We start from the raw sequence: 20,927 nt of genomic DNA, 5'->3' as shown, positions 1-20,927 counted from the left end.
TAGTAGTAGGGCCTGTGGAAACGGTGGATAACGTCGTTTTCGCAGGTCAGACCCGTTTTTTTGTCCACCGACCCTGTGGGTGGAGCCCGTGGACAACCAGGGCTTTCTGTGGACACCCGAAAGTTCTGCACAGCCGGTACACAGGCCATGGGGAGTTCTCCCCAGCGCTGTCCCCAGCTTTCCCCCGGTTCCCCACAGCCCAAACGTCTCCCTTGGTGTGACGGTTTTCACTCGGGCCAGTGAGCGGGGGTGTTTCGTTGCCGAACAGTGGACAGCGGTGTGGAGAAGCTGTGGGCAACCGACCGTCCCCTGTGGGCGGCCGGTGGACAACTTCCTGGGCCCCCTGTGGACGAAAGATTCATCCACAGCCTGTGGAGATCGTTTGCCAACAATTCCACAAGGGTCTGACCTGGGGTGATGATCTGTCACCAGGCCAGCCTGTGGACACAATCCGGATAACTCGACAGTCCCCACCCTGTGGACGGGAGATCATCCCCCAATCTGTGGAGAACCCGCCACCGGAACGGAGTAATCGAACAGCGGATGTCCGTCCCCAGGGCGCCGCCGGTGCCCGGGAACGCCGAAGGGCGCCCCGGGAGGTGTCCCGGAGCGCCCTTGAAGAGGCTCTGAAGGCCCTTGTCCGCAGCCCTGTGGCGGGCCCGCGTCAGCCGTTCTTGATGCGGTTGGTGAGCTCGGTGACCTGGTTGTAGATGGAGCGCCGCTCCGCCATCAGGGCACGGATCTTGCGGTCCGCGTGCATCACCGTCGTGTGGTCGCGGCCGCCGAACTGCGCACCGATCTTCGGCAGCGACAGGTCCGTGAGCTCACGGCACAGGTACATGGCGATCTGCCGGGCCGTCACCAGGACGCGGCTGCGCGAGGACCCACAGAGGTCCTCCACCGTCAGGCCGAAGTAGTCGGCGGTGGCCGCCATGATCGCGGGAGCGGTGATCTCCGGCGAGCTGTCCTCCCCACCGGGGATCAGGTCCTTGAGGACGATCTCGGTGAGCCCGAGGTCCACCGGCTGCCGGTTGAGGCTCGCGAAGGCCGTCACCCGGATCAGGGCGCCCTCCAGCTCACGGATGTTCCGCGAGATCCGGGAGGCGATGAACTCCAGTACCTCCGGCGGGGCGTTGAGCTGCTCCTGCACCGCCTTCTTGCGGAGGATCGCGATACGCGTCTCCAGCTCCGGCGGCTGCACGTCGGTGGTGAGACCCCACTCGAAGCGGTTGCGGAGCCGGTCCTCCAGGGTGACCAGCTGCTTGGGCGGCCGGTCCGAGGAGAGCACGATCTGCTTGTTCGCGTTGTGGAGGGTGTTGAAGGTGTGGAAGAACTCCTCCTGCGTCGACTCCTTGCTCGCCAGGAACTGGATGTCGTCGACGAGCAGGATGTCCACGTCGCGGTAGCGCTTGCGGAAGGCGTCGCCCTTGCCGTCGCGGATCGAGTTGATGAACTCGTTGGTGAACTCCTCCGAGCTCACGTACCGCACGCGCGTGCCCGGGTAGAGGCTCCGCGCGTAGTGCCCGATCGCGTGCAGCAGGTGGGTCTTGCCGAGGCCCGACTCCCCGTAGATGAAGAGCGGGTTGTACGCCTTCGCCGGCGCCTCGGCCACCGCGACGGCCGCCGCGTGCGCGAACCGGTTCGAGGAACCGATGACGAAGGTGTCGAAGAGGTATTTGGGGTTCAGGCGCGCGTGCTGCTCACCCGGTGCGCCGGTGCCCTGCCCGGTGGACGAGGAGCCGTGGCCGCCGCCGGGGCCGGGGCCCGGACCGCCGGGGCGGGGACCGGGCCGGGGGCCGTGGTTCTGCGGGTCGGGCAGCTCGGCGCGCTCGGGCCGCTGCTGCTCGTAGCCGCGGCCGGGCTCGTCGTAGCGGCTCTGCCGGGACTGCTCAGGACCGGTGTACGGGGCACGCTCCTGGTATCCGCCCAGCCGCGGCTGCTGCCAGGAGAGGTCCTCCTGGGTGCGCGGCCAGGCGCCGGGGTCGGGCCGCTGCTGCTGGTAGTCCGGATAGGCCGGGCGGGCGGTGGGCAGCCCGTCGTCGGGCATCGGCCGGTGTCCGTAGCCCTCGTACTTCTCGTACGGCTCGGCCTGCCCGCGCTCGTCGTAGCGGGACTGCTGCGCCGGGGGCGCCGGCGGCGTCGGCTCGCCGACGGAGTCGTCGACGGTGATCGCGATCCGGATCGGCCGGCCGCACTCACGGCTGAGGGTCTCGCTGATCAGCGGGGCGAGCCGGCCCTCCAGGACCCGCTTTCCCCACTCGTTGGGCACGGCGAGCAGCGCCGTGTCCGCGACCAGGGCGAGGGGCTGGCAGCGCTCGATCCACTGCTTGTCCTTGGGCTCGATTCCCTGCTGGCCCTCGGCGAGGAGGTGCTCGAGGACGCGTGGCCACACTGCGGCAAGATCGGCAGGAACGTCAGCCACAGGGCACGCTTTCTCGCAGGTCCCACGATGGTGTGGTTCTCGGGGACAGTGGGTCGAAGTCCGTGAGGACGGGTCCGTTGAGGACAGGTGAGGACAGAACGGCAAAAGATTGTGGAGACCGTCCACGGTAGTCGGGCCGGATGACGTGGTTCAAGTTGTTGTCCACAGCCTGTGCACAATGGGAGGCGACGACAGGTCGGTTTGACCGGATGGCGTAGCCGCGCGTACCGTAACCAGGTCGAGTTGTCGATGGCTGCTGCCGCCTGCCTCCGATGGGCAAAGATCACGGTCAGTGATCGTGAAGCGGTGCACTCGGGCGTATTGCGAGCTACTCGTGGGCGCACGGTGACAGCCAGGCGATGTCCCGCCATCTACGAATCATTTCTGGAGCCCCCGAGTGAGCAAGCGCACCTTCCAGCCGAACAACCGTCGTCGCGCGAAGACCCACGGCTTCCGCCTGCGGATGCGTACGCGTGCCGGTCGCGCCATCCTGGCGAACCGCCGTTCCAAGGGTCGCTCGGCACTGTCCGCCTGATCCGCTTAAACAGGTCATGACGTGCTGCCTACCGAGAATCGGCTGAGGCGGCGCGAGGACTTCGCAACCGCGGTACGCCGAGGTCGCCGGGCCGGTCGCCCGCTCCTCGTCGTCCACCTACGCAGCGGTGCCACGAACCCGCACGCGCCTGGGGAGAGCGCTCCCCCGACGCGTGCGGGTTTCGTCGTGAGCAAGGCCGTGGGCGGGGCGGTCGTACGCAACCAGGTGAAGCGACGCCTGCGCCATCTCGTCCGCGACCGCCTTGCCGAGCTGCCCCCCGGTAGCCTGGTGGTCGTACGGGCGTTGCCCGGAGCCGGCGACGCCGACCACGCACAGCTGGCCCGAGACCTGGACGCCGCTCTCCAGCGGCTGCTGGGAGGGGGCACGCGATGAAGTACCCGCTGCTGGCTCTCATCAAGCTGTACCAGTGGACGATCAGCCCTCTTCTGGGCCCCGTCTGCCGGTACTACCCGTCGTGTTCCCACTACGGATTCACGGCCATCGACCGGCATGGCGCGATCAAGGGCACGGCCCTGACCGCCTGGCGCATCCTGCGGTGCAACCCGTGGTCGCCCGGCGGCGTGGACCACGTCCCCCCGCGCAAGCGTCCCCGCTGGCACGAGATGCTGCGGAACGCGTTGCGCGGCGACAAGGGCGGGTCCCCCGCCGAGACGAGCCCGGCCGCCGAGACCTCGCCCAATGCTCAAGGAGCCTGATTAGTGGACACGATTGCCAGTCTGTTCAGCTTCATCACCTGGCCCGTTTCCTGGGTCATCGTCCAGTTCCACAAGGTGTACGGGGCGATCTTCGGTCCCGACACGGGCTGGGCCTGGGGCCTGTCCATCGTGTCCCTCGTGGTGCTGATCCGTATCTGCCTGATCCCGCTGTTCGTCAAGCAGATCAAGTCGACGCGGAACATGCAGGCGCTCCAGCCGAAGATGAAGGCGATCCAGGAGCGCTACAAGAGCGACAAGCAGCGTCAGTCCGAAGAGATGATGAAGCTGTACAAGGAGACGGGCACCAACCCGCTCTCCTCGTGCCTGCCCATCCTGGCGCAGTCGCCGTTCTTCTTCGCCCTGTACCACGTGCTCTCCGGCATCGCCTCGGGCAAGGAGATCGGGGTCATCGACGGCCCGCTGCTCGCCAGCGCCCGTCAGGCCCACATCTTCGGCGCCCCGCTCGCCTCGAAGTTCATGGACACCGCCGCGGAGGCCGCCGCCCTCGACGCCTCGATCACGTCGGTCCGGATCGTCACCGCGATCATGATCGTCATGATGTCGGCCTCGCAGTTCTTCACCCAGCGCCAGCTGATGATGAAGAACGTCGACCTCTCGGTGAAGACCCCGTACATGCAGCAGCAGAAGATGCTCATGTACATCTTCCCGTTGATCTTCGCCGGTATGGGCATCAACTTCCCCGTCGGTGTCCTCGTCTACTGGCTGACCACCAACGTGTGGACCATGGGCCAGCAGATGTACGTGATCAACCAGAACCCCACCCCGGGCAGCAAGGCTCAGGACTCCTACCTCCAGCGTCTGCTGAAGAGCATCACCCAGCACGGTGAGGTCCGCGGCCGCCGCCGGAAGAGCGTCGTCAAGGTGATCGTCGCCAAGGGCAGCGACCGCAACGAGAACGAGCGCCGCTTCTTCGCGGGCCTGTCCAAGGCCGGCTTCGCAGCCCAGCCGGACGGCACCGTGATCAAGAGCGACACGATCGTGGCCGAGGCCGAGGGCGGTGCCGCCGCCAGGCGCCAGCAGCCCAAGCGCCAGACCAAGGCCCAGCGCCAGGCCGCCGCGGTCCAGCAGGCCCTGGCCAAGGAGACCGAGGAAGGCTCCGAGCCGACCGCCGCAGAGGCGACCACGTCGCTCGAGAAGAAGCCCCAGGGTCCGGCCAAGACCGAGGCCAAGGACGAGGCGCAGGGCGACAAGCCCCAGCGTCCGAGCCGCGCCAACTCGGGAGGCTCCCAGCAGGGCAAGTCCGGCCAGGGTCAGCGCAAGGGCCAGCAGCGTCCCAAGCACCCGTCCTCCAAGAAGTAAGCCTCCCCGAAGCAAGAAGGAGTCCATCCGTGACGGAAGGCACCACCTCCGCCGCCGCCGAGGGTGGCGACACCCTGACCCGCCTGGAGCAGGAGGGTGAGATCGCGGCCGACTACCTTGAGGGCCTGCTCGACATCGCCGACCTCGACGGTGACATCGACATGGACGTCGAGGCGGACCGCGCCGCGGTCTCGATCATCAGCGACTCCAGCAGCCGCGACCTGCAGAAGCTCGTGGGCCGTGACGGCGAGGTCCTGGAGGCGCTCCAGGAGCTGACCCGCCTGGCCGTGCACCGTGAGACCGGTGACCGCAGCCGACTGATGCTCGACATCGCCGGCTTCCGGGCCAGGAAGCGCTCCGAGCTCGCCGAGCTGGGCGCGAAGGCGGCCGCCGAGGTCAGGTCCAGCGGCCAGCCGGTCAAGCTGGACCCGATGACGCCCTTCGAGCGGAAGGTCGTCCACGACGCGATCGCCGCCGCCGGTCTGCGCAGCGAGTCCGAGGGCGAGGAGCCGCAGCGCTTCGTCGTCGTGCTCCCGGCCTGACCCCTCACGTAGTGTCGGCCCCGTCTGTTCGCAGGCGGGGCCGATCTTTGTCAGCCTTGATAGTCATCCACCACAGTGCGCTCGCACGCGGGTCGTGCGGTACGGAAGGACGGTTCCCGTGACGGAGGCAGCGGAGCTCCCCGAGGCGCCGGAGCAGGCGCGGACAGTCTTCGGCGAGTACTTCCCGGAGGCCGTGCGGTACGCGGAACTGCTCGCGGACGCGGGGGTGAAGCGCGGTCTGATCGGCCCGCGCGAGGTCCCGCGGCTCTGGGAACGCCACCTGCTGAACTGCGCCGTCCTCTCGGAGGTCGTCCCCGAGGGCGTCACGGTATGCGACGTGGGCTCGGGCGCCGGTCTGCCCGGTATCCCCCTGGCTCTGGTCCGGCCCGATCTGAAGATCACGCTCCTGGAGCCGCTCCTGCGCAGGACCAACTTCCTCCAGGAGGTCGTCGAGCTGCTCGGCCTCGACCACGTGACCGTGGTCCGGGGGCGCGCGGAGGAGATGCTCGGCAAGATCACGCCCGTCCATGTGGTGACCGCCCGTGCCGTGGCGCCGCTCGACCGGCTGGCCGGCTGGGGCGTCCCCCTGCTGCGGCCGTACGGAGAGATGCTGGCGCTCAAGGGCGACACCGCGCAGGAGGAGATCGACGGTGCCCGCGCCGCGCTCTCCCGGCTCGGTGTGGTGGAGACCTCGGTGCTCCAGGTGGGCGAGGGCATCGTCGATCCGCTGTCCACGGTCGTTCGGGTGGAGGTCGGCGAGAGCCCCGGCGGTGTGCGGTTCGCGGCCAAGCGGGCCAAGGCCGCCCGTACGAGCAAGACCCGTCGCCGCCGCTGAGCGTCCGATACGTACCATTTCGGAGTGTCGAACGGTCCCGGCCGGGCGGCAGGGGCAAGGTGTTTCACGTGAAACGTCGCTCACTGCTGCAGGGGATCATCAGCCGCGGTCGCGCGGCTGCCACGCCCCGGGACCGTCGACCCCGTGTGAAGCCACCCGCGAGGGTTACAGAGTTGTCCACAGAGGTGGATTCACCCACAGAACCACCGACCTCGCTGGTTCACGACCCTGAAAGCATGGCAGGCTCTCCTCATCGCGAGCCTGAAGCCGAGGAGAGTGAATCCTTGCGGTCCGACGCCAACATCGCGGGACCGATGACCGATCCGGTCCCCGGTCCCCGAACCGAATCGGCGGGGGAGGATGTTTCACGTGAAACACCGCCCCCGATGGACGACACCCCCATCGGTCGTGCTGCCCAGCTGGCAGTAGAGGCGCTGGGTCGTGCCGGGGAGGGACTTCCCCGCCCGGCTCAGACGCGCGTGATGGTGGTCGCCAACCAGAAGGGCGGCGTGGGCAAGACGACCACGACGGTCAACCTTGCCGCGTCCCTGGCACTGCACGGCGCCCGGGTCCTGGTCATCGACCTTGACCCGCAGGGCAACGCCTCCACGGCGCTCGGCATCGACCACCACGCCGAGGTGCCCTCGATCTACGACGTCCTGGTGGACAGCAAGCCGCTCTCCGATGTGGTGCAGCCGGTCACGGACGTGGAGGGCCTCTTCTGCGCCCCCGCCACCATCGACCTCGCCGGCGCGGAGATCGAGCTGGTGTCGCTGGTGGCGCGCGAGAGCCGTCTGCAGCGGGCCATCCAGGCCTATGAGCAGCCGCTGGATTACATCCTGATCGACTGCCCGCCCTCGCTCGGCCTCCTCACGGTGAACGCCATGGTGGCGGGCGCGGAGGTGCTGATCCCGATCCAGTGCGAGTACTACGCGCTGGAGGGGCTCGGACAGCTCCTGCGGAACGTCGACCTGGTGCGGGGACACCTCAACCCGGCGCTCCACGTCTCCACGATCCTGCTCACCATGTACGACGGCAGGACCAGGCTCGCCTCCCAGGTCGCCGACGAGGTGCGCAGCCACTTCGCCGAAGAGGTGCTGCGGACCAGCATTCCGAGGTCCGTCCGCATCTCGGAGGCACCGAGCTACGGACAGACGGTCCTCACCTACGACCCGGGCTCCAGCGGTGCCCTGTCGTATCTCGAAGCGGCCCGTGAGATCGCCCTGCGGGGGGTCGCCGTGCAGTACGACCCGCAGCACGCCCATGTAGGGCACCAGAACAACCAGCGCATGTCGGAGGGGATCCAGTGAGTGAGCGACGTAGGGGATTGGGGCGTGGGCTCGGTGCGCTCATCCCCGCTGCTCCCCAGGAGCGACAGGTGGAGCGCGGGGTGGCCGCCGCGAAGCTGGCGACGCTGCCGCAGAGCCCGCAGGCTCCGGAGTCGGCGCCGACGTGGACCGAAGCCGCTCCGGTGGTTCTTCCGGAGCCTCCGGCCGGGGCCTACTTCACCGAGCTTCCGATCGATGCCATCGTTCCCAACCGGCACCAGCCTCGTGAGGTCTTCGACGAGGACGCGCTGGCGGAGCTCGTCACCTCCATCAAGGAGGTCGGTCTGCTCCAGCCCGTGGTCGTGCGCAAGGTCGAGGCCGACCGCTACGAGCTCGTCATGGGTGAGCGCCGTCTGCGGGCGTCGACGACGGCCGGCCTGAAGCGGATCCCGGCGATCGTCCGGGACACCGACGACGAGAAGATGCTCCTGGACGCGCTCCTGGAAAACCTTCACCGGGCCCAGCTGAACGCCATCGAAGAGGCCCACGCCTACGAGCAGCTGCTCAAGGACTTCGGCTGCACCCATGACCAGCTCGCGGAGCGGATCGGGCGTTCCCGCCCGCAGATCACCAACACGCTCCGACTGCTGCGTCTCTCCCTGCCGGTGCAGCGCCGGGTCGCCGCGGGAGTCCTCTCCGCCGGCCACGCACGTGCTCTGCTCGGCGTGGAGGACCCGGAGGCCCAGGACAAGCTGGCGTACCGGATCGTCGCCGAAGGCCTCTCGGTACGTAGTGTCGAGGAGATCGTGAGCCTCATGGGCTCCGAGGAGCCTGCCGCAACGATCAAGCCGAAGGGGCCGCGTGCGGGCGCCCGTGTCTCGCCCGCGCTGACAGACCTGGCCACCCGGCTCTCGGACCGTTTCGAGACACGGGTGAAGGTCGACCTCGGGCAGAAGAAGGGAAAGATCGTCGTCGAGTTCGCCTCGATAGAGGATCTGGACCGGATCCTGTCGACCCTGGCTCCCGGCGAGGGACGGGTCATGGACCCCAAGAACTCCGATCAGAACGCCGAGGGCTGATCTCCTTCCCGCTCGCTGAGGCCGCCCAGGGCGGGCCGTGCTCCGGTCTTCACCGGAACGCGGCCCGCCCTTTGCCTGCCAGCGGTGTCGCCCCGATCGCCCGATCGATACGATTCCGAGAGGCGTATCCGTGCTCGAGAGCGAGGGAAACGAGGAGCAGCCGTGGGGCGTCGGCTCGTACCGCTCACGCTGGACAACCTTCCGGATCTGCCCAAGCGGTGTCGCTCCTGTGTCTTCTGGGAGCTCGACCCGGTCAGCGGTGAGGCGGCGGTGAAGGCGGGGCGCCCGGAGCTGGAGAAGGAGTCCTGGATCTCGGGCGTTCTCCTGGAGTGGGGTTCCTGCGGCCGGGTGGTCTACGTCGACGAGGTGCCGGTCGGTTACGTCCTCTACGCTCCCCCGGCCTATGTGCCGCGTTCGACGGCCTTCCCGACGAGCCCCGTGGCGTCGGACGCGGTCCAGCTGATGACGGCGTGGATCATGCCGGGCTATCAGGGGCAGGGCCTGGGGCGGGTGATGGTGCAGACCGTGGCCAAGGACGTGATGAGGCGGGGCTTCAAGGCTATCGAGGCGTTCGGGGACGCCCGGTGGAAGGAGCCGGCCTGTGTGATGCCGGCCGACCACCTTCTCGCCGTGGGGTTCAAGACCGTCCGCCCTCACCCCGCCTTCCCCCGTCTGAGGCTGGAGCTGAGGACGACGCTCTCCTGGAAGGAGGACGTCGAGATGGCCCTGGACCGTCTGCTCGGGGCAGTCCAGAAGGAACCTGCCCTACGGCCGCTCTAGCCCTGGCACACGAGAACGGCCCGCCCCCTCTCGGGGACGGGCCGTTTCACGTGAAACGTGTGGGGCGTGTCAGGCCTTGGCCTCGACGAAGCCGTCCAGGTCGCGCAGGATGGCGGCCTTCGGCTTGGCGCCGACGATCGTCTTCACGACCTCGCCGCCCTGGTAGACGTTGAGCGTCGGGATCGACATGACGCCGTACTTGGCAGCCGTGGCCGGGTTCTCGTCGATGTTGAGCTTCACGACCTCGATCTCGCCGTGCTCGGCGGCGATGGCCTCGAGCGACGGGGCGATCTGGCGGCACGGGCCGCACCAGGCCGCCCAGAAGTCCACCAGGACGGGCTTGTCGCTCTTGAGGACGATGTCCTCGAAATCTGCGTCGGTCACGTTCTTCAGGGCGCCGGCCACGGCGACCTCCTTATTTCGCGGGGTGTGGGGTAGGGGGAGACGGGGGTCAGACCGCGGGGGTCTCGGCCAGCTTCTCGCTGTCGGCGAGGGCGGCCAGGAAGCGCTCGGCGTCGAGCGCGGCGGAGCAGCCGGTGCCGGCGGCCGTGATGGCCTGACGGTAGGTGTGGTCGACGACGTCACCGGCGCCGAAGACACCCGTGAGGTTCGTGCGCGTCGACGGGGCGGCGACCTTGAGGTAGCCCTCCTCGTCCAGGTCCAGCTGGCCCTTGAACAGCTCGGTCCGCGGGTCGTGGCCGACGGCGATGAAGAGGCCGGTGACGGGGAGCTCGCGGGTCGCACCGGTCTTCGTGTCGCGCAGGGTCAGACCGCTGAGCTTCTGCTCGCCGTGGATCTCGGTGACCTCGCTGTCCCAGGCGAACGAGATCTTCGGGTCGGCGAAGGCACGCTCCTGCATGGCCTTGGAGGCCCGCAGGGTGTCCCGGCGGTGGACGATCGTGACGGACTTCGCGAAGCGCGAGAGGAACGTGGCCTCCTCGATCGCGGTGTCGCCGCCGCCGACGACGGCGATGTCCTGGTCCTTGAAGAAGAACCCGTCGCAGGTGGCGCACCAGGAGACACCGCGGCCGGAGAGCGCGTCCTCGTTGGGGAGGCCGAGCTTGCGGTGCTGGGAGCCGGTGGTGACGATCACGGCCTTCGCGCGGTGCACGGTGCCGGCGGTGTCGGTGACGGTCTTGATGTCACCGGTCAGGTCCACGGCGATGACGTCGTCCGGCACCAGCTCGGCGCCGAAGCGCTCGGCCTGGGCCCGCATGTTGTCCATCAGGTCCGGGCCCATGATCCCGTCACGGAAACCGGGGAAGTTCTCGACCTCGGTGGTGTTCATGAGGGCGCCACCTGCGGTGACGGCACCCTCGAACACCAGAGGCTTCAGCGACGCTCGGGCCGTGTAGAGCGCAGCGGTGTAACCCGCGGGCCCCGAGCCGATAATGATCACGTTACGGACGTCGCTCACGGGTTTCTTCCTCGTCTCTGCAGCCTGCCACTGCCTACGGGGGCGGTTGTCTCGGTCGCTCACCCCACCCAACGGATCCTAAGGGGCGTGCATTCCCGGGACCGCCGCGCGGCGCCGTCGTGAGACAGAGAGAGGGGTCAGGAGCGCGGGAACGTCTGGCTGAGCAGGAGATCGGCGGCGGGGCCCCCGCTCTCCGTGGGCCGTTCGGCGCAGGAGGCGTCGAGCACATAGGCCAGGACCCTCGTACTGTCCGTCGGATCGGTGAGGACGAGCAGGTAGGCGGGAGTTCCCCGGTAGTCGCCCCGCTCGAAGCCGAGCACCCCGTCGCTGCGGCCGGTACCCGCCAGCACGCAGGCGGGTACGGCGCTGCCCCTGTTGCGCTGGGGGGTGTCGCCGCCGCCCTCGGCGGACATGGATTCGGGTCCGATCCCCTGGGGCGTCCTGGGCGCCCGGTTCTCGGTCAGCAGGGCGTGGACGCGGTCTTCCACGGGTTCACCGGAGAAGGGACTGAGCACCGCTCCCGCGACGGTGTCGGCCTTCTTGGCGCCGCTGTCCGCACTCCCGGCGGTCAGGTTGCCCGCTTGGCTGAGGTACAGGCTCGTTCCGAGCACCACGGCCCCGAAGGCGGCGCCGATCGAGGAGAGCAGCGCGATCCGGCGACGGCGGGGCTGGGAGGGGCGGCCGGGGCCGGTAGCCGCCCGCGGGCGGCCGGCAGGGCGGTCCGCGGCGGGCGCGGAGGGTGCGGAAGAAGCGGTGTCGTCCGAAGAGCGCGATGTTTCACGTGAAACGGGGGCGTCGCTCTCCGGGGAGGTGGCGTCGAGGAGGGCTTCGGCGGCCAGGGCTGCGTCGATCCGGCCGGCGATCTCGGCGGGCATGCGGGGCGGCCCGGGCAGCGTGCCGAGGAGGCCCCGGATCTCCTCCAGGGAGGACCGTACGTCCGCGCAGAGGGGGCAGCCGTCCACGTGCCGCCGTACGGCCGCCGAACGGGTCGGTGAGAGCAGCCCCTCGGTCAGGTCGGAGATCTCCGAGACGTCCGGGTGCTGTGTGGTGTCGGCCTTGCCGGCCGTGGAAGTCACGTGCGCCCACCTCCGCCCTTCACAGCAGCTGGATCTGTCGGTCCGGTATCCGTCGACCCCGGCACCGGTGGGACGGATGTCCCCGGCGTCCGGTTCCTTCCCCCTTCGGCGGCCGCGTTACCCACGGTGTCGGTACGCAGATGGGTGACCAGCGGAAGGAGGCGTGCCCGCCCGCGGGCGCAGCGGCTCTTGATGGTCCCGGTGGGGACGCCGAGGATACGGGCCGCCTCCGCGACCGGGTATCCCTGCATGTCCACGAGGACGAGGGCGGCTCGCTGGTCGTCGGGGATCGCGTCGAGGGCGGAGAGCAGCTGGCGGTGGAGGTCCTGGCGCTCGACGGGTGCCTCGGCCGACTCATGGGGGTCGAGGAGCTGCTCGAAGCGGTCGGTGTCGTCGACGGGCGAGGTCCGGCGGGAGGCGGTCTTGCGGGCTCGGTCGAGGCAGGCGTTCACCGTGATGCGGTGGAGCCAGGTCGTGACGGCCGACTGGCCACGGAAGGTGTGGGCGGCCCGGAAGGCGGAGATCAGGGCGTCCTGGACGGCGTCGGCGGCCTCCTCGCGGTCCCCCAGGGTCCGCAGCGCCACCGCCCACAGGCGGTCGCGGTGGCGGCGGACGAGCTCACCGAAGGCGTCCGGGTCCCCGGTGATATGACGTGCCAGGAGTTCCCGGTCGTCTACGGCGTCTATCGGACGGTCCAACGGTGAGCCCCTCCCCTGCGGTCGTCAGCCCATGACCTTGATCTCGGACACCATGCCGCGGAAGCCGCCGTCGCCGGTGGCGGGAAGGTCCGTCAGCCAGACGAGGACGTAGCGGGTCGTCACCGGCTTGGTGGGCTTCAGCGTGACCTCGGTGCCGGACTTCGAAACCTGGGTGGTGAAGGCGTCGAGCACGGAAGGGACTGACGAGGTGCCGACGGGCGCGGTGCGCAGTTCCACGGAGGTCTGGCCGACGAAGGAGAGGTCGACCGAGTCGACCTTCTGGTCCTTGCCGAGGTCGAGGAGGACGCCCACGCCCTCCTTCAGGTTGCCGAACTTCGAGTCCCCGCGGTACCTGCTGGTCTGCCAGTAGGTGCTCGGCACACCGTCGTACGCGTTTTGTATGTCCCCGGGGTTCTCTCCGCCGTCGCCGCCGAGCGGATCGAAGTCGTACGCGGACTCGATGGTGAGCGGCTTCGGCGGCGCGGGCTTCTCGTCGTCGGTCATCGGGGACGTGTTCGGCGTCGGCGGCGCGCTGTCCTGGTTGAGCAGCCGGTCCGCGATCTGCCAGCTGCCGAGTCCCAGGGCGGCGATCAGCAGGGCCGAGACGGCCCATTTCAGCGCCTTGCCGGTGCGGCTCTGCAGCGGGGGCGGCGGGACGACGACGGGCTGGGTGACCGGGGGGCGCGGCTGGGGGCGGCCGTAGGTGCCCTGCTGGTAGGTCGTCTGCTGGTACTCGGGCGGCGCGGTGAACTCCGGCTCCGGCGGCTTGACGCGGGGCATCGCCGCCACGGCCTTGGCCAGCTCGTCCGGAGTGGTGCAGGGCGGCTCCTGACGCGAGGCGGTGGCCCCGTCGTTGACGAGGGCGCGCATGGCGATCTCGGAGAGACCCCGGTGGACACCGGCGCGGACCTGGTCCGGCGGCAGCAGCCCGACGCCCTTGGGGAGTCCGGAGAGTCCGTAGGCATCGCTGTCGTACGGCCAGCGCTGGGTGAGCGCGGCGTACAGCAGGGCGCCGATGGCCTCGGTGTCGGTGCGCTGCGGACGCTCGGCGGTGATGCCGCGCAGGGCGGCGTTCACGGCCAGGCCGCGGATCCGGTACTGGCCGGTGGAGCTGCGCAGTACGGCGCTCGGGGTGAGCCGGAGGTGGGCGAGGCCCTCGCGGTGGGCGGCGGCCATGGCCTGGGAGACCTGGCTGACGAGCTGGTACGCGTCGTGGGGTTCCAGCGGGCCGGTCGCCAGCAGGGCGGTCAGCTCGGTGGAGTCCGGTAGCCACTCGTGCACGACGTACACGAGGTCGTTCTCCTCGACGGCGTCGAGGACCTGGACGAACCGGGGGTCGCCGAGGAGGGCCGAGGAGCGGGCCGCGGCCAGGACCGACCGGGCTCGGGGATGGTCGGCGGGCAGCAGGTGGACCCCGACCGCACGGCGGAGCTTCTCGTCGACGGCACGCCAGCTGCTGAAGCCGTCCAGACGGGTGACGCACTCTTCGAGCCGGTAGCGCCTGGCCAGTTTGTGGCCGCTGTGCAGTTCGGGTGCCGTGATGGGGGGCTGTTCGCCGCTCTGTCGTTCGACCGCCTTGTTCTCCGTGGCCTCGGCGGTCTTCTCCGCCGTCTTCTGCTCTTCCGCCACCCCGTCGGTCGCGGCCGTGTCCGCCTTGGCGGTCAGCGGGTCGTCACCGCTGTTGTCGGCCACGTCGACGGCAGCCGTGCTACGTTCCGCCACCGTCGTTCCTGCCTCCCCATCCGTTGCGCCACATCCAACAGCCAAGCCAATTGTGCCCACAGTCGGACGCTATGCACGACACGCGGTTCCCGCCGATGGTTGTGCGCGGGTGCCGGTTCAGCGTCCCAGACGTCCGCGGACCATGCCGACCAGGGTGTTCAGTTCAGCGATCCGCATGCGCTTCGCCGCGACGAAGAAGACGCCGAGGAGGACCGCCCCGCCGACCAACAGGGCGACGAGCGAGCCCAGGGCGCCCTCGCCGAGCAGCTTCAGCAGACCGAAACCGACGGCACCTGCGACGATCGCGGCGGGCACGGACGCCATGCAGAGGCGGGCGTAGGTCCGCAGCACGTGGGTGCCGTCCAGGTCGCCGCCCAGGCGCTTGCGGAGCCGGCGCCACGCGATGCCGACACCGACGGCGTAGGCGAGCCCGTACGAGGCGGCCATGCCGACGACGGCCCACTGGGCGGGCAGGACGACGTAACAGATCGCCGAGGCCGCCGCGTTGACGGCGGCGACGATCACCGTGTTGTAGAACGGCGTCCGGGTGTCCTCGTAGGCGTAGAAGCCGCGGAGCACGACGTACTGGACGGAGTAGGGGATCAGGCCGAGGCCGAAGGCCATCAGGATGAAGCCCATGCCCTGGGCGGCCTCGATGCCGCTGGAGGCGTAGAGCAGGGTGCACATCGGGACGCCGAGCGCCAGGAAGGCGAAGGACACCGGGACGATCGCGACCGCCGAGTTCCGCAGACCCTGCGAGATGTCGTCCCGGACGGCGCCGGGGTCGCCGTCGTGGGCGGCGCGGGAGATCCGCGGCAGCAGCGCGGCCATGACGGAGACGGTGATGATGGCCTGCGGCATGCCCCAGATCAGCTGGGCGTTGGAGTAGGCGAGGAAACCGGCACCGTTCTTCCCGGACTCCTCACCGGCCGCGGTGGCGAGCTGGGTGACGACCAGGACGCCCGCCTGGTTGGCGAGGACGAAGAGGACGGTCCACTTGGCCAGCTTGACCGTCTTGCCGAGCCCGTGGCCCTTCCAGTCGAAGCGGGGCCGGAAGCGGAAACCCGTCTCGCGCAGGTACGGGATCATCGCCAGGGCCTGGACGACGAGGCCGAGCAGGGTTCCGATGCCGAGCAGTCGGATGCCCTCGTCCGGAATGGTCTGCACGCCCATGTGGGACTCGGCGGAGGTGCCGTAGACCCAGATGAACAGGCCGAACGTGACGATCATGACGATGTTGTTGAGGACCGGCGTCCACATCATCGCGCCGAACTTGCCGCGGGCGTTGAGGATCTGACCCATCACCACGTGCACGCCCATGAAGAAGATCGTGGGCAGGCAGTAGCGGGCGAAGGTCACGGCCACGCTGTTGGCCGCGGCGTCGTCGGCGATGGTGTTCGACATCAGCCGGATCAGCAGCGGCGCCGCGAAGACGGCCAGGGCCACGATGAGTCCGAGCGCCACCATGACCAGGGTGAGCAGCCGGTTCGCGTAGGCCTCGCCGCCGTCCTCGTCGTTCTTCATCGAGCGCACGAGCTGGGGGACGAAGACCGAGTTGAGGCCGCCGCCGACGGTGAGGATGTAGATCATCGTCGGCAGGGTGTAGGCGATGGTGAAGGTGTCACCGAGCAGGGCCGCGCCGAGCGCGCCAGTGATCACCAGGCTGCGGACGAAGCCGGTCAGCCGGGAGACCAGGGTGCCGGCCGCCATCACCGCGCTCGACTTCAGCAGTCCGGAGGCACGGCCCGACTTCTTGGGGGCGGGCGCGGGCAGCGGGTCCGGCTCCGGCGCGGGCGGGGGCACCTGCCCGGGCGCCTGCTGGTCACGGTAGAGGTGCGCGAACGCGTCCGGCTCCGGCGTCTCCTCACCGGCCCGGGTCACCAGGTCGTCGACCCCGGTGAACTGGACCGTGCGCGCGTCGTCGCCGTACGGCAGATGGCGTGAGGGACCGTCCGGCTCGGGCGCCGGGGTCTGCGCCCACACCCGCGGGTCGGGCGCGTGCGGCGGCGCGGCCGGCTGCTGGTAGAGCGCGTGGGGGTCCTGGTAGGTGCCGGGCGGGGGCGGCGGGTGCGCGGCGCGGTCGTAGAGCGCCTCGGTCACCGGGTCCTGCGCCGACATGTCCTGGGCCCCGTACGGGTCGTGGGTGAAGGCGTCCTGGACGTAGGGGTCCTGGGCGTACGGGTTCTGCGCGTAGGGGTCCTGCCCCTGCGGGTCAGGGGCGCCCTGCTGCGGGGCGGGCACCGGCGGGTGGCCGGCGCCGGGAGGCACCGCGGGCGTCCCACCGGACGGCGCCGGGCCGCCCGCGCCCTGGCCGCGGTCACCGTCGTACGGCGCGTTCATGGTTACCCCACCTCATCGTCCCCGGCCGACCGGCCACGACATCGCTCAACGGTCCACTTTCTCACCCGGGCCCGACGGGTCGCCGCTTTCGGACCCGGTGTCCGGTGTCGGGTCACTCGGCTGCACCGGTTCATCCGGCTCAGGACCCTCGTCGCGGGCCTCCTCCTTGCCGGGCTTCTCGTCGCCGGGCCCCTCTTCGCGGGGCTCGTCCCGGGGCTCCGAAGGGGCGTCGTCGACGGTGTCGTCCTCGGCGGTGCCGGCCGCCTCCGCCTCGGCGTTCCGGGCGGCCACCCGCTTGCGCTGGCTGTACATGCGTACGCCGGCGAGGACGAGGAGGAGGACTCCGCCGGCGATCACGAGCATCACCGTCGGGGTGATCTCGGAGACCTTCACGGTGAAGTTCATCGGCTGCCCGTAGGGGGTGCCGTCCTCGGTGTAGAGCTGGGCCGTCATCGGCACCTGGCCGTTGACGTTCGCCGAGGCGGTGAACTTCACCGACTGGCTGTGTCCGCCGCCGACCTTCACCGGAAGCTCGTCGAATCCGTCGCCGTCCAGTTCCAGCCGGTTCTTGTTGGCGGAGGAGAGGCGGAGCACCAGGTGGTCCACGCCTTGGAGCAGCTTGTTCTGGACGGTCACGGGGATCGTCGCGCTGCGGCCGGAGAGCGTGAGGTCCGACTTGTCGATGAGCTGGACGCCCTTGGTGAGGCCCTGCAGATAGTCCAGGACGTTGTTCCGGTAGATCGCGGCCGACCGGGCCTCACCGCGCCACGAGGTCGACATCTCGCGGTTGATCGCGTTGCCGAACGGCGTCACGACGCGTTCCGGCTGGGTCAGGATGACCTTGAAGTCGTTCAGCTCGTCGCGCGTGGTCTTCATGTCACGGAAGGCCTGGACGGGAAGTTCCCTGTCGCGGAGCTTCTTCGGGTAGCGCGAGCCGCTCGGCACCGTGGTGGAGGCGTCAGGGTCCGGCTTGGCCGCTGCGGCGGTCAGGAGGTCCGTCGGCTGGGTCCAGCGCCTGTCGGAGAGGCCCTGCAGGGCGGTCGCCATGGACTGGGCCTGGGCGCCGGTCGGCATCCGCTGCGGGGCGACCACGACGCTGCGCTGGTCCTCCGGCTGTTCCAGGGTGATCGCGAGGGACTGGGCGAGGAACTCCTGGACGGCGAGCGTGGAACTCTCCTCGCGGACCATGTCCCCTTCGAAGGCGGTGGACAGGAGCGCGTCGGTCACCACGGCCGTGGTGCTGCCGTTGCCGAGCGGGCGGGCGGCCGTGGGCGTGTAGGGGAGGTCGTCGCGGACGCTGTCGCTGCGGGCGATCACCTTGTCGGCTCCGGCCGAGGTCGCGACCGCCACGATGGAGGGGTCGACGGCTCCGTCGGCGGGCCAGGCGAAGTCGGTGGACGCCTGCACGTGGAGGACGGTCTCGACCGTCACGCCCGCCAGGGAGGTCGCCGACTGGAGGTGTCCGAGGGAGCCGGGGACGTCCTTGCCCCGGTGGGCCAGGGAGGCCAGATCGGGGTCGGCGAAGGGAAGGGCGACGACCTTGTGCCCCTGCACCGCCTTCTCCAGCGCGTCCAGCCACCGTTCGGCGACGGCCTGGTTCTTGCCGGGGACGTCCAGATCGCCGTCCTTGACGCGGTAGCCGTTCGCCATGGCGTCGACGGAGGCCAGCAGGTCCGGGTCGACCACCCAGGTGACCGGAAGGGACTTGCCCAGGGAGACCATCTGGTCCAGGCGTCCGCCCGGACGCAGCTCGGCCGCCAGGTCGTCGTCCTCGAAGACCGGCGTCTGCTGGTCGTCCGTGGCGGTCTGCGCCGAGACGTGCGCCGGGGCGATCAGCGGCCAGAGGTAGGTGAGCTGGGTCTTCTTCTCGGTGGCCTCGGGCTGGTACGGCAGGAAGGTCCGCTCGATGCCGAGCACCCGGTCGTACTGCCGGTCCGAGGTCTGGCCGCTGAGGGAGACGCCCAGCTGGTAGACGCCCTCCTCGTCGAGCCCGAGCTCGGAGACGGGGACGGACATCGAGAAGTCGGCGCTGAGACCGGGGCCGAGCCGGGGAATCCTGACCGTGGGGGCGTCCTCGAGGGGAGCGGGGTCGCTGTCGCTCCGGAAGCCGGTGCGCCCTGTGATCTGCTCGATCTCGCTGCGGCTCGTCATCCTCGGTCCAACGCGCAGATCCACGGTCGCGTCGGTGACGGTCTTCTTGCTCCGGTTGGTCACCGTGCCGCTCAGGGTGACCGTGTCCCCCTCGACGGGAGCGGCCGGGGTCAGCGTGTCGAGCGACACATCAACGGTCTTGGAGACGGCGGCGTCCCCGGCGGCGGCCGCCGGGGAGGTGACGAGGGGGCCCTGGAGCAGGCCGGTGAGAAGGGGCGCCCCGAAGGCGACGGTGATCGTGCGCCGCAGCCATCGGCGGGCAGGTGAGGGGCCGGTTCCCTGGATGTCTGCCGCCTCGGCCACGCGCTCGCCCGTCCTCGTCGTTGTCTGTGGTGCCAGTGGTGTCGATGGTTCCCGGTTGCTGTGTCCAGGCATGGTAACGAGGCTCGCTGGGGGCAAGTGCCGGGGACTGCTCCAGCCGATCTCCGACCGGTCGCCGGCCGAGGCCGCCGGACGCCCTCCTTGGCGGAAGCCGTCCCCTCCCCGGCGGAAGCCGCCCGCCCCCGCCCCGCGGAAAACGGGGACGTCGCGGTGAGCCGGGGCACGTACCCTTTTCTGTTGTGCCGAACGCCAACGAAGACACCCCGACTGCACTGAGCCAGGTGCAACGCCGCGCGGTCAGTGAACTGCTGCGCGTGTCCCCCGTCGCCGACGACCTCGCCCGCCGTTTCCAGGAGGCCGGGTTCAGCCTCGCGCTGGTCGGCGGCTCGGTGCGGGACGCCCTGCTCGGCCGGCTCGGCAACGACCTGGACTTCACCACCGACGCCCGCCCCGAGGACGTGCTGAAGATCGTCCGGCCGTGGGCCGACGCGGTGTGGGAGGTCGGCATCGCCTTCGGGACCGTCGGATCCCAGAAGGACGGCTACCAGATCGAGGTCACCACGTACCGCTCGGAGGCGTACGACCGGACCTCGCGGAAGCCCGAGGTCTCCTACGGAGACTCGATCGACGAGGACCTCGTCCGGCGTGACTTCACCGTCAACGCCATGGCCGTGGCCCTTCCCGAGAAGGAGTTCATCGATCCGTACGGCGGTCTCGAGGACCTGTCCGCCCGGGTCCTGCGGACGCCGGGTACGCCGGAGGAGTCCTTCTCCGACGACCCCCTGCGGATGATGCGGGCCGCGCGGTTCGCCGCGCAGCTGGACTTCGAGGTCGCGCCCGAGGTCGTGGCGGCCATGACGGAGATGTCGGGCCGGATCGAGATCGTCTCCGCCGAGCGCGTCCGTGAGGAACTCAACAAGCTGCTGCTATCGGCGCACCCCCGGAAGGGCCTCGGTCTCCTCGTGGACACGGGTCTCGCCGAGCACGTGCTGCCCGAACTGCCGTCGCTGCGTCTGGAGAGCGATGAGCACCACCGGCACAAGGACGTCTACGAGCACTCGCTGACCGTCCTCGACCAGGCGATCGACCTGGAGGACGACGGGCCCGACCTGGTCCTGCGGCTCGCCGCCCTGCTCCATGACATCGGCAAGCCGCGCACGCGCCGCTTCGAGAAGGACGGCCGGGTCTCCTTCCACCACCACGAGGTGGTCGGCGCGAAGATGACCAAGAAGCGCATGACCGCGCTCAAGTACTCCAACGAGATGATCAAGGACGTCTCGCGCCTGGTGGAGCTGCACCTTCGCTTCCACGGCTACGGGACCGGCGAGTGGACCGACTCGGCCGTGCGGCGTTACGTCCGTGACGCCGGGCCGCTCCTCTCCCGGCTGCACAAGCTGACCCGCTCGGACTGCACCACGCGGAACAAGCGCAAGGCGGGCGCCCTCTCCCGCGCCTACGACGGCCTGGAGGACCGCATCGCCCAGCTCCAGGAGCAGGAGGAGCTGGACGCGATCCGCCCCGACCTCGACGGCAACCAGATCCAGGAGATCCTGGGCATCGGACCGGGGCCGGCCATCGGGCAGGCGTACAAGTTTCTGCTGGAGCTCCGACTGGAGAACGGGCCGATGGAGCACGCCCAGGCCGTCGCCGCGCTCAAGGAGTGGTGGGCAGCACGCGACTGAGCCGAGTCGGCGCCCGGCCGGGC

Annotated in this window: 18 protein-coding genes; 10 read left to right on the top strand and 8 right to left on the bottom strand. The window is 69.7% G+C overall.

The window, feature by feature from the left end:
• Positions 1–664: 664 nt before the first annotated feature.
• Entirely contained in the window at positions 665–2,422 is a 1,758-nt protein-coding gene (dnaA, locus tag ACZ51I_RS19685; RefSeq protein WP_468877331.1) for a chromosomal replication initiator protein DnaA, read from the bottom strand.
• A gap of 397 nt (positions 2,423–2,819) precedes the next feature.
• On the opposite strand from dnaA, the gene rpmH reads away from it, so the two are divergent.
• From rpmH to ACZ51I_RS19640, 9 genes are all read left to right on the top strand, one after another.
• Positions 2,820–2,957 carry a 50S ribosomal protein L34 gene (gene rpmH, locus ACZ51I_RS19680; RefSeq protein WP_007265229.1) on the top strand — a complete coding sequence of 46 codons (138 nt, stop codon included), beginning with the start codon at positions 2,820–2,822 and terminating at the stop codon, positions 2,955–2,957.
• Positions 2,958–2,978: 21 nt separating this feature from the next.
• Positions 2,979–3,350, top strand: a complete 372-nt coding sequence (gene rnpA, locus ACZ51I_RS19675; protein ID WP_468877329.1) for a ribonuclease P protein component — start codon at positions 2,979–2,981, stop codon at positions 3,348–3,350.
• Positions 3,347–3,673 (top strand): membrane protein insertion efficiency factor YidD, encoded by a 327-nt coding sequence (gene yidD, locus ACZ51I_RS19670; protein ID WP_352018112.1) that lies wholly within the window; start codon positions 3,347–3,349, stop codon positions 3,671–3,673. Before rnpA ends, yidD begins: the two co-directional genes overlap by 4 nt.
• Before the next feature lie 3 nt (positions 3,674–3,676).
• On the top strand, positions 3,677–4,993 hold the full coding sequence (gene yidC, locus ACZ51I_RS19665; RefSeq protein ID WP_468877326.1) for a membrane protein insertase YidC: 1,317 nt from the start codon (positions 3,677–3,679) through the stop codon (positions 4,991–4,993).
• Positions 4,994–5,022: 29 nt separating this feature from the next.
• The gene (locus tag ACZ51I_RS19660) at positions 5,023–5,535 is read left to right on the top strand and encodes a Jag family protein (protein WP_468877323.1); all 513 of its coding nucleotides are present in this window, start codon (positions 5,023–5,025) and stop codon (positions 5,533–5,535) included.
• Between the two features lie 118 nt (positions 5,536–5,653).
• Positions 5,654–6,370 carry a 16S rRNA (guanine(527)-N(7))-methyltransferase RsmG gene (gene rsmG, locus ACZ51I_RS19655; RefSeq protein ID WP_030685782.1) on the top strand — a complete coding sequence of 239 codons (717 nt, stop codon included), beginning with the start codon at positions 5,654–5,656 and terminating at the stop codon, positions 6,368–6,370.
• A 236-nt stretch (positions 6,371–6,606) separates the two neighbouring features.
• Positions 6,607–7,680: a ParA family protein gene (locus ACZ51I_RS19650; RefSeq protein ID WP_468877321.1), complete on the top strand. Its 1,074-nt coding sequence runs from the start codon at positions 6,607–6,609 to the stop codon at positions 7,678–7,680.
• Complete coding sequence (locus ACZ51I_RS19645) at positions 7,677–8,717, top strand: ParB/RepB/Spo0J family partition protein (protein ID WP_468877319.1); 1,041 nt, start codon at positions 7,677–7,679, stop codon at positions 8,715–8,717. Before ACZ51I_RS19650 ends, ACZ51I_RS19645 begins: the two co-directional genes overlap by 4 nt.
• A gap of 162 nt (positions 8,718–8,879) precedes the next feature.
• A complete protein-coding gene (locus ACZ51I_RS19640) occupies positions 8,880–9,497 on the top strand; it encodes a GNAT family N-acetyltransferase (protein ID WP_468877316.1) in 618 nt (205 codons plus the stop codon).
• Positions 9,498–9,566: 69 nt separating this feature from the next.
• Here the strand turns inward: ACZ51I_RS19640 and trxA are convergent, their stop codons facing one another.
• The 7 genes from trxA to ACZ51I_RS19605 all read right to left on the bottom strand — a co-directional run bounded on the left by trxA (position 9,567) and on the right by ACZ51I_RS19605 (position 19,204).
• Complete coding sequence (gene trxA, locus ACZ51I_RS19635) at positions 9,567–9,902, bottom strand: thioredoxin (RefSeq protein WP_468877314.1); 336 nt, start codon at positions 9,900–9,902, stop codon at positions 9,567–9,569.
• 46 nt (positions 9,903–9,948) lie between these two features.
• Positions 9,949–10,914, bottom strand: a complete 966-nt coding sequence (gene trxB / locus ACZ51I_RS19630) for a thioredoxin-disulfide reductase (RefSeq protein WP_361741238.1) — start codon at positions 10,912–10,914, stop codon at positions 9,949–9,951.
• Between the two features lie 137 nt (positions 10,915–11,051).
• Entirely contained in the window at positions 11,052–11,990 is a 939-nt protein-coding gene (locus ACZ51I_RS19625) for an anti-sigma factor (protein WP_468877310.1), read from the bottom strand.
• Positions 11,987–12,688, bottom strand: a complete 702-nt coding sequence (gene sigM / locus ACZ51I_RS19620) for an RNA polymerase sigma factor SigM (protein WP_468877307.1) — start codon at positions 12,686–12,688, stop codon at positions 11,987–11,989. The genes ACZ51I_RS19625 and sigM overlap by 4 nt, the downstream gene beginning before the upstream one ends.
• Positions 12,689–12,712: 24 nt before the next feature.
• Positions 12,713–14,410: a serine/threonine protein kinase gene (locus ACZ51I_RS19615; protein WP_468877305.1), complete on the bottom strand. Its 1,698-nt coding sequence runs from the start codon at positions 14,408–14,410 to the stop codon at positions 12,713–12,715.
• 117 nt (positions 14,411–14,527) lie between these two features.
• A complete protein-coding gene (gene murJ, locus ACZ51I_RS19610; RefSeq protein WP_468877303.1) occupies positions 14,528–16,750 on the bottom strand; it encodes a murein biosynthesis integral membrane protein MurJ in 2,223 nt (740 codons plus the stop codon).
• 45 nt (positions 16,751–16,795) lie between these two features.
• Complete coding sequence (locus ACZ51I_RS19605) at positions 16,796–19,204, bottom strand: DUF6049 family protein (RefSeq protein ID WP_468877300.1); 2,409 nt, start codon at positions 19,202–19,204, stop codon at positions 16,796–16,798.
• A 257-nt stretch (positions 19,205–19,461) separates the two neighbouring features.
• On the opposite strand from ACZ51I_RS19605, the gene ACZ51I_RS19600 reads away from it, so the two are divergent.
• Positions 19,462–20,904, top strand: coding sequence for a CCA tRNA nucleotidyltransferase (locus tag ACZ51I_RS19600; RefSeq protein WP_468877298.1), 1,443 nt, complete (start codon positions 19,462–19,464; stop codon positions 20,902–20,904).
• Positions 20,905–20,927: the final 23 nt, after the last annotated feature.

The sequence above is a fragment of the Streptomyces sp. NPDC034084 genome (assembly GCF_055575535.1).
This window is presented reverse-complemented; position numbering and strand designations above follow the sequence as displayed.

Excerpts from the sequence above, each read along its gene's own strand:
- murJ (WP_468877303.1), bottom strand. The coding sequence starts at position 16,750 with ATGAACGCGCCGTACGACGGTGACCGCGGCCAGGGCGCGGGCGGCCCG.
- yidD (WP_352018112.1), top strand. The coding sequence starts at position 3,347 with ATGAAGTACCCGCTGCTGGCTCTCATCAAGCTGTACCAGTGGACGATC.
- ACZ51I_RS19650 (WP_468877321.1), top strand. The coding sequence starts at position 6,607 with ATGGCAGGCTCTCCTCATCGCGAGCCTGAAGCCGAGGAGAGTGAATCC.